Genomic DNA, 235 nt, shown 5'->3' on the forward strand with positions numbered 1-235 from the left:
AACACGTCCTGTATCTCGGACCCGGCCGACTGCTCAATGTCAAGAACGAAGCGGAGATCACGCTCGACGTTTCGTTGAGCCAGAGCGCCAAGACGCCCCTTGCCTTGACGTGGGAGTTCTGGACGAAGGACGACGCCGATCCGCAGGACGAGGACCACTGGCAGGAGCTACCCATCCTGCTCGACGGCACGGCCGGCTTCATGACGAGTGGGCGAATCCGGCTCCTCAAGCCAGG

The 235-nt window shown here is 62.6% G+C and carries 1 protein-coding gene; it reads left to right on the forward strand.

What is annotated here, in order from left to right:
* Nucleotides 1–235: hypothetical protein (locus KVT28_RS26965; RefSeq protein ID WP_217551399.1), on the forward strand; the 235-nt coding region annotated here is incomplete at both ends.

It is taken from the genome of Pantoea sp. GbtcB22 (assembly GCF_019091025.1).
Classification (GTDB): domain Bacteria; phylum Pseudomonadota; class Gammaproteobacteria; order Enterobacterales; family Enterobacteriaceae; genus Pantoea; species Pantoea leporis.